Origin of the sequence: Niallia sp. HCP3S3_B10, assembly GCF_052064465.1 — a bacterium.
Taxonomy (GTDB): domain Bacteria; phylum Bacillota; class Bacilli; order Bacillales; family Cytobacillaceae; genus Niallia; species Niallia hominis.
In genome coordinates, this window is sequence record NZ_JBQHVO010000106.1 from 1 (window position 1) to 7388 (window position 7388).

Sequence of the window (7388 nt, forward strand, 5' to 3'; positions counted from 1 at the left end):
TTTCATTTATCAAGTGAATTAACATTTAACAAAAAAGCTTATTGGAATAACGATTGTAACCAATTAATGATTTTCTATGAATAATTCAGGAATTAATATCTTTTTCATATACTTCACCTCCATTTTGAGAAACTTATATTAAAGAAATTATACAAAAAAAGTTTGTAGAAACATTGCAGAAAAAATGAGTTTTTATTCTAATGAGACTTTTTGCGTCTTATAGTTCTAAAAAAATTGTAAAGCTTGTTTTGAGTTAGTATATTAAAAGAACAGAAATAGAAATGTTTGATCATAAAGGTTCTCTTATTCGTTTTTATTTGAATATGATGTGTAAACTTCATATTTTCTCCATTTTCTTCTTTTATAATTAAGTAAATTATAACTACATCTTTATCTGGAAGAATAATGAAAAAATTAATACCTATTTTAAGACTACTCAAATAGATATTCGAAGGAGTAATCGTTTAAAGTGAAGATTAAAAGTATTTCCTTCAAACTTGGTTTATGGTTTAGTACCATATTTCTTTCGTTGCTTTTAATATTGGGATTTATTTTATATGGTGTTTTTACTAATTTTTTTACTGATTATATCGAACAGGATTTAGTAGCAAAAGGTAATAACCATGCGCAAAATTTAGAGAAACAATTTACTAAATCTACAATTAATCATGCCATTCAAATGGAGCAGGGAGTATCTACTAAAATTCTAATTACCAATAATCAATATCAAATTATATCTTCATCTATTGAACTTGATGAAGATATAATTGATCATATTTTTTTGGACAAACCAATCAGTACAGGACAGGTTATAGAGAATGATTGGAAAAACCATGAGTATATTGTCTCCGTTTCTCCTGTTGGTGAAAATCAAGGATATGTATATATGTACTACCCTTCCTCTATTATTAAGGAAATTATTTTTGTCATGAGTTTATTAAGCTTTATTTCAAGTTTAGGGATAATGTTAGTTGCATTTGGACTCATTGGAATTTTATCGCGGGTATTTACTAAGCCTCTTTTAACAATGAAAGAGGCAACCCTCAAAATGGCTGAAGGAAAGTATAAGCAAAAAGTACCTATTCATGGTAGGGATGAAATTGCTCAACTTGGAAATTCCATTCAAACCTTGGGAGAACAACTCCAATATTATGAAGAAAGTAGAAATGACTTTTTGGCGGCTGTATCACATGAAATTCGAACGCCATTAACCTATATTAAAGGGTATAGTGATGTGTTAAGTAAAGGTATCATAAAAAATAGAGAAGAACAGGAAGAATACTTGCAAATTATTAACAAAGAGACAAATAGGCTTTCTTTTTTAGTAAATGATTTATTTGAGATGAGCAAACTGCAGACAGGAAAGTTTGAATTAACGAAAGAATGGACCTCGATCAATGACATAATGGAAAAAATTATTTCCAATCTGAAGCCCGTTGCAGAGAAAAAAGGATTGGAGTTATGGGGTGAATTGGAAGAGGATTTACCTCTTCTTTATGTAGATATCCGAAGAATGGAACAAGTGTTTTATAACCTTATAGAGAATGGAATTAAGTATACAAATATTGGAGGGATTTCAGTTCGTTCCTTTTCTAAAAGAGATTTGATTGGAATAGAAATAAAAGACACTGGAATAGGTATACCTCAAAATAATCTACCAAGAATTTGGGAACGTTTTTATCGGGTTGATTCTTCCCGTACAAGAAAAACAGGGGGATCCGGATTAGGATTATATGTGGTTAAACAAATCATCGAATCCCATGGTGGAACTATTACCGTAAAAAGTACAGAAAACGAAGGATCCATTTTCACGATATTTTTAACCATTGATCAAGAAAATAAATCTAGGAGAAACCGATGAAGAAAATATTAATTGTAGATGATGAATTTGAAATGAGACAGTTATTGCGAATTTATTTACTTCAGGATAATTATCAAGTAGATGAATCTGACAACGGACAGGATGCTTTTGAAAAAGTGAAAAAAGATGATTATGATCTAATGATCTTAGATGTTATGATGCCCATTATGGATGGTTGGAGGACGCTTGAGGAAGTAAGAAAAATATCAAATATTCCAATTATTATGTTAACTGCTAAGGGATCGATCCAAGATAAGGTCACTGGCTTGTCTAGTGGTGCTGATGATTATTTAGTAAAACCATTTGATGAAGCAGAATTATTAGCACGGGTAAATGCTCTGCTGCGTAGAGCCCATAATCAAGAGGAAAATATGGATCAACATGAAGTATTAAAATATGAAGGAGTTATTTTAAATCTTACAGCTAGAGAAGTTACTTATGAAAATCAAAAGCTTAATCTGACTCCAACTGAGTTTGATCTTTTAGAAATTTTTATTAGACATAGGGGAAAAGCATTATCAAGAGAACAACTAGTGGAACATATTTGGGGGCTTGAGTTTATGGGGGAAGATAGAACGGTAGATGTGCACGTTAAGAATTTACGGCTAAAGCTAAAAGCTTCAGGTATTGATAAATTGTCAATTAAAACCGTTTGGGGTATTGGATATAAAGTGGAATAAGGGTGAGAAAATGAAACGGCTATGGCCAATAATCATATTGAGCTTCTTCATACTAATCGGGATTATTTTTTTACTTTTTGTACTAAAAATGATTTGGTTTACGCCCGGACCAATGGGGATGATGATGGGGCGGCATATGATGGTTAATCATATGTCATTCTGGTTTAGTCAAATATTTTGGATTTTACTTATTATCATAGGAATCATCTTATTGATATATTTAATTATAAGGAAAAATAGGGACAAATATAATTAGTATATTGTTGTTTAATAAAAGTAGATATGCAGAAAAGGATACAATGATCCATCATAGGATTCCTGTATCCTTTTCTGCATATCGATATTTTGCATAACCTTTTCACCGTCTGAACCAAATAATAATTATGGCTACTTCCATGTGCTAAGAAATCCAAAAATACTCTGTCTTTCTATGGGCAACGGATTTTTGATTTATGACTCCTTTTTCACCATGGCTGAAAGAGAGTCGATTTCTTTTCGCAGCTTTTCATTTTCTAATTCTAGGTTTGACATTTTTTTATCCAACACTTCCGAAGAGTGTGAATCGTGACCATGTTGCTTGTGCCCATGACCACCCATACCTTTCATCATGAAAATCATCATAAGTGGGCAAAGCAACAATAATAACCATTCCATTAAAATCACTCCTAATCTTTTTTTAAAATCATACTAAGAAAATAAGGAGATTTTATGGAGAAAATGAAATAAATCATTTAAAAAGCTTCATATTTTCTTCATCTTTTGAAGGTATGTTAAGAGTGTAGATAATAATACAAGGAGGAAATAGTAATGATGGGACCTGGATATTTTGGAGGATTTGGAATGGGAGGTGGGTCATTCATGATGATCATAGTCATTTTGGTTATAGGGGTACTTCTTTATTTGGCATATAACCACAAAAATACTGGAAATGGAAATATGATGGCGGTACAGCCTGCACATAATTTAGAAGCGTTTGAAATAGCAAAATCAAGACTTGCCAGTGGAGAAATTACGGTAGAAGAGTTCGAACAAATCAAGAAATATCTACTATAAAGACGGATGTAAATTTAAAAATTTAACAATCTATTATAAATAAGGAGTGTATGATGATGAAAAAGACTATATTAATTGGAGCTTTGGCTGCAGCATTTATTGTAACGGGAGGAACTGGCTTATATATAGCATCTGCTAAAGATACTCCTGTTAATCAGGCTTCAATGATGCAAGAACTAGGAATTGATTATGATCAAATGGCAAATATGATGGGAACTGGAAATTTGGACGATATGCAAAATTACATGGAAGAACAGGGAGTAGACTTAGATGAGATGAAAAAATTCATGGAAGATGGAAATATTAACTTTGGACAAATGAAGCCATTAATGAGCAAAATGCATCCGAACTTAGATAATAAGGAACTAGAAGAAATGTATAAAAGTATGCATGGAACAGGTGGTGCATCACAAAGTAGTAATTTCTAATAAATAGTTTCAAGTATTTACTAGAAACAGATACGTAGGCCGGTTATTCTTAGCCTACGTATGATATAACATATAAAAATGTCTGGAGGAGGTAAAAAGTGGTTTTATTACTCATTTTAGCTATTGGCTTTTATCTTTATAAAACTGGAGAACTACAAAAAGTACTTAACAAGTTTCAGTTTCGACAAAGTCCAGATACCAATGGAGCAAGAAGAGTACTAGATTTAAGATATGCATCAGGACAAATATCAACAGAAGAATATATCAAACTTAAAAATATTTTATAAATAGTTACAATTTATCATCTATAGGAGAATAAAGGAATGATTGGGTAGGGATTAGGAGTTTCTATTGTAATCCCTATGGTATGTTAAAACTAAGAATATTTTATATAATACAGAATAATAAAAAAGACAATAGAAAGGATCCATATAAATATTAATAGTTTTTTTATATCCATTTTAGTAAATTCTCCTTTTTAATTTCTATAAGAAGGATTTTCTCAAAAAGATATGCAAATATTATTGATAAGATATGGTTTTTTTTATGATTATAAAGAAAACAAATATACTATAAAAAGGAAAACGTTCCTCGTAGAACAGTAATACTATTAAGAAACCACTGTATATTTTTCTTCAAAATTAAATAGAGTTGTATTTTATTTCTGTTATCAATTTTGGAAAGTCCGATAATTTCTATTCTTATGATATAAAGCATCAAAAATATATAGCTGACTTTTATAGTTATAATGGTCTCTATTAAAAATAGTGTAACCGTCAAGTAGTTTTGAACACTTTTTGCTAATTAACTTTGAACACTTTTGTTTAGATTTCCCCATCTTGGCGATAGGATGGGGAGGTATCCTGTTTATTTTAATAAGGTAAAATATCGAGTTGACTCATAAGTTTTGTATTTTCCTCTTCTAATTCATCTACTTGCTGTTTTAAATATTTAATTTCATCTAATAATCTGCTAATCTTTGTCTTATCGTCAATTCCTCTTTCATAGGCTGTTCCTTCCCACCTATAGAAGTCTAGGAAGTTATAAACATCTTCTTCTTCAATCATATAAGTCTCTTTACTTATCTTTCCTTTAAGTTTCCCTTCATCGAGCCATTGCTCTACGTTAGCCCTATCACATTTGATTCCATATGAATGCATAAGATTAGTTGTCTCTTGTACGGTCAATGTATTCAATCTCTTTCATCCTCCAATTTCTAGTTTTGTTTCGATTTAAACAGATTCATTTTCAAAAATAGCAGTCCGGTGTTTAAGCCTGTAGCTGTCATTTTCATTAAGTTGTATGACTTCAACTCGGTGAAGTATCCGATCCAAAATAGCCATGGTAATTCCTTGGTCTCCCATCAATTCACCCCATTCTTCAGGTCCTTTATTAGAGGTTAATATAATAGAACTACGCTCATATAAATGATTTACTAGATGAAAGAACAAATTAGCCTCCCGTTGATCAATAGCCATATACATTAAATCATCAATAATAACTAAATCTGATTCCCTAATTCTTTTAAGCTGGCTTTGAGACTTTTTTATATATTCTTCGGTTTTTAAGAGATGTACTAGTTCACCCATGGTTGAAAAGGTAACTTTATAACCCTTTTGAATGGCCTCTATTCCTAGTCCAATGGAAATATGGGTTTTTCCAGCACCTTGAGGTCCTAATAAAATTAAATTATATTGTTGATCTAACCAATTCAGTTCCCTTAATTGGTTAAGTTGACGAGTACTTAACGATCGTTGTTCTTCAATATGAAATTCATCCAATTTCTTATGATAAGGGAACTTGGCCCACTTTAATCTTCTTTCTATGTTTTTTTCGTCACGTCGCTTTAGCTCGTACATAAGAAGTTCCTGCAGGAACTCTTGATAGGTCCAGGACATTTTTTCTGCGTTACGAAGTATCACAGGTAATTCATTTGCTGTTTCCGTCATTCTCACTTGGCGAAAATACTCCTGTAAGTTATGTACCGTTTGAGTCATTGTAAAACACCACCTAGTATCTTGATATAGTCGTCCATTTCCCTTGTTGCTGCTGTGGCTTTTAATGCGGTGTTGATATGACTATTTTTTGTTCCTTGAATCGAGGAAGGATTCGGGGCTTTTGCTTCTTTTAACCGGGTTAAATGTTGTGCCACATCCCGAAGGTCATTTGCACTCCATAACTGGTCCTTTATACAAACAGCTAAGGATTCGTCTACTACTATTCGATAATGGTTAATGGTGCTTTGAATGACTTGAAGCTGATCACGTATATATCTCTGATAACGGCTTCCTATCTCATATATAAATCTTTCTGCCTTTTCCTGATCTTTAAACTGACGAATCAAGGTTTCCTTATAAGCTTGAATTCCCTTTGAACGATCCCTTGTATGCTGTCTGTTTTTAATTAATTCCCCTTTTCCATGGCATAGGGGATGTCTTGCTAAGACTTCTCCCTGCGTTTCTCTTCTTATCACAAGTTCTTGCTCTTGAATTTCTATATATACCGTATTCTCTCCCCTTGGACGATAAGTCCCCAAGGGTAGAGAATAACGATTAGATTTATATTTTATGACATTGTTGTAAACTGTCACATTAATTCCTCTAAATTGCAGTTATATTTTTCAAATTCTTACAGACTACTATCTATACTTCTCCTAAGTAATATGCTAAATTTTTTGCATATTCAAAGGGAGGAGTTTTTTTATGATCATTTCTCATGATTTCGGAATAAGTTTGGAGGAATATGCGGCAAGGGGGAAATCGAATGCATTTCCAACATTCAATACTTGTCCAAATTGTAAGTGTGTATCCCAAGGGAACCTTGAAAGAAATGGCTATTATTGGAGGTATGGAATCTCGGAGGATAGAACTTTAAGGATTCCTATATGTCGGCTAAAATGTCTCGGGTGTAGAGTGAGTTTTTCCATTCTCCCAGACCTTTTGATCCCTTATTTTCAACATACCATTCAAACGGTTTTAAACCGGATCAAACAATTTATAGAGAAGAAAAAATCTAACGGCAGTCGACAATTATTAAGGTTTTATCTAATTCGCTTCAGTAGAAAATTACAGTGGATACACAGTTTCTTTATTGATATTGGTTTCAAAGGGGGGATGTCCCCAGATAAAAATAAAGAAACCATAAAATACTTGAAAATGATCCTCGATTTTGGCGAATCAACCTTCTTGCGAAGGTCCTGGGGTCACTTATCAAAATACTTTATGGCAAATTAATTCTACCATATTTGGTGACAATAAAAAATAATAGCCTCCCCACAGATTGAGTCAAGTTTTTGTGGGAGTTTTTTTTAGCTCCCTTTTTATAAAGTAAAACTTCTAATTTTGTATCCGTTTTCTAAATGTTTTC

Annotated in this window: 10 protein-coding genes; 6 read left to right on the top strand and 4 right to left on the bottom strand. The window is 32.2% G+C overall.

Features of this window, described 5'->3' with window-relative positions; all coding sequences use genetic code 11:
• Positions 1 to 469: 469 nt before the first annotated feature.
• Positions 470 to 1861: a sensor histidine kinase gene (locus ACTNDN_RS24215; protein WP_231512568.1), complete on the top strand. Its 1392-nt coding sequence runs from the start codon at positions 470 to 472 to the stop codon at positions 1859 to 1861.
• Positions 1858 to 2541 (top strand): response regulator transcription factor, encoded by a 684-nt coding sequence (locus ACTNDN_RS24220; protein WP_031538405.1) that lies wholly within the window; start codon positions 1858 to 1860, stop codon positions 2539 to 2541. The genes ACTNDN_RS24215 and ACTNDN_RS24220 overlap by 4 nt, the downstream gene beginning before the upstream one ends.
• A gap of 450 nt (positions 2542 to 2991) precedes the next feature.
• Here ACTNDN_RS24220 and ACTNDN_RS24225 read toward each other — a convergent pair whose 3' ends face one another.
• A complete protein-coding gene (locus tag ACTNDN_RS24225; RefSeq protein WP_031538409.1) occupies positions 2992 to 3195 on the bottom strand; it encodes a DUF2933 domain-containing protein in 204 nt (67 codons plus the stop codon).
• 153 nt (positions 3196 to 3348) lie between these two features.
• On the opposite strand from ACTNDN_RS24225, the gene ACTNDN_RS24230 reads away from it, so the two are divergent.
• The 3 genes from ACTNDN_RS24230 to ACTNDN_RS24240 all read left to right on the top strand — a co-directional run bounded on the left by ACTNDN_RS24230 (position 3349) and on the right by ACTNDN_RS24240 (position 4309).
• Positions 3349 to 3594 (top strand): SHOCT domain-containing protein, encoded by a 246-nt coding sequence (locus ACTNDN_RS24230; RefSeq protein ID WP_031538410.1) that lies wholly within the window; start codon positions 3349 to 3351, stop codon positions 3592 to 3594.
• A gap of 56 nt (positions 3595 to 3650) precedes the next feature.
• Positions 3651 to 4022 (top strand): hypothetical protein, encoded by a 372-nt coding sequence (locus ACTNDN_RS24235; protein WP_035416550.1) that lies wholly within the window; start codon positions 3651 to 3653, stop codon positions 4020 to 4022.
• A 98-nt stretch (positions 4023 to 4120) separates the two neighbouring features.
• Positions 4121 to 4309, top strand: a complete 189-nt coding sequence (locus ACTNDN_RS24240; RefSeq protein ID WP_031538412.1) for a hypothetical protein — start codon at positions 4121 to 4123, stop codon at positions 4307 to 4309.
• A gap of 585 nt (positions 4310 to 4894) precedes the next feature.
• Here the strand turns inward: ACTNDN_RS24240 and ACTNDN_RS24245 are convergent.
• From ACTNDN_RS24245 to ACTNDN_RS24255, 3 genes are read right to left on the bottom strand one after another with little or no spacing between them, the layout of a single operon-like run.
• The gene (locus tag ACTNDN_RS24245) at positions 4895 to 5218 is read right to left on the bottom strand and encodes a hypothetical protein (protein ID WP_031538414.1); all 324 of its coding nucleotides are present in this window, start codon (positions 5216 to 5218) and stop codon (positions 4895 to 4897) included.
• 36 nt (positions 5219 to 5254) lie between these two features.
• On the bottom strand, positions 5255 to 6019 hold the full coding sequence (gene istB / locus ACTNDN_RS24250; RefSeq protein ID WP_031538415.1) for an IS21-like element helper ATPase IstB: 765 nt from the start codon (positions 6017 to 6019) through the stop codon (positions 5255 to 5257).
• Positions 6016 to 6612, bottom strand: a complete 597-nt coding sequence (locus tag ACTNDN_RS24255; RefSeq protein ID WP_231512569.1) for a hypothetical protein — start codon at positions 6610 to 6612, stop codon at positions 6016 to 6018. The genes istB and ACTNDN_RS24255 overlap by 4 nt, the downstream gene beginning before the upstream one ends.
• Positions 6613 to 6724: 112 nt before the next feature.
• On the opposite strand from ACTNDN_RS24255, the gene ACTNDN_RS24260 reads away from it, so the two are divergent.
• Positions 6725 to 7255 carry a DUF6431 domain-containing protein gene (locus ACTNDN_RS24260; RefSeq protein WP_353964065.1) on the top strand — a complete coding sequence of 177 codons (531 nt, stop codon included), beginning with the start codon at positions 6725 to 6727 and terminating at the stop codon, positions 7253 to 7255.
• Positions 7256 to 7388: the final 133 nt, after the last annotated feature.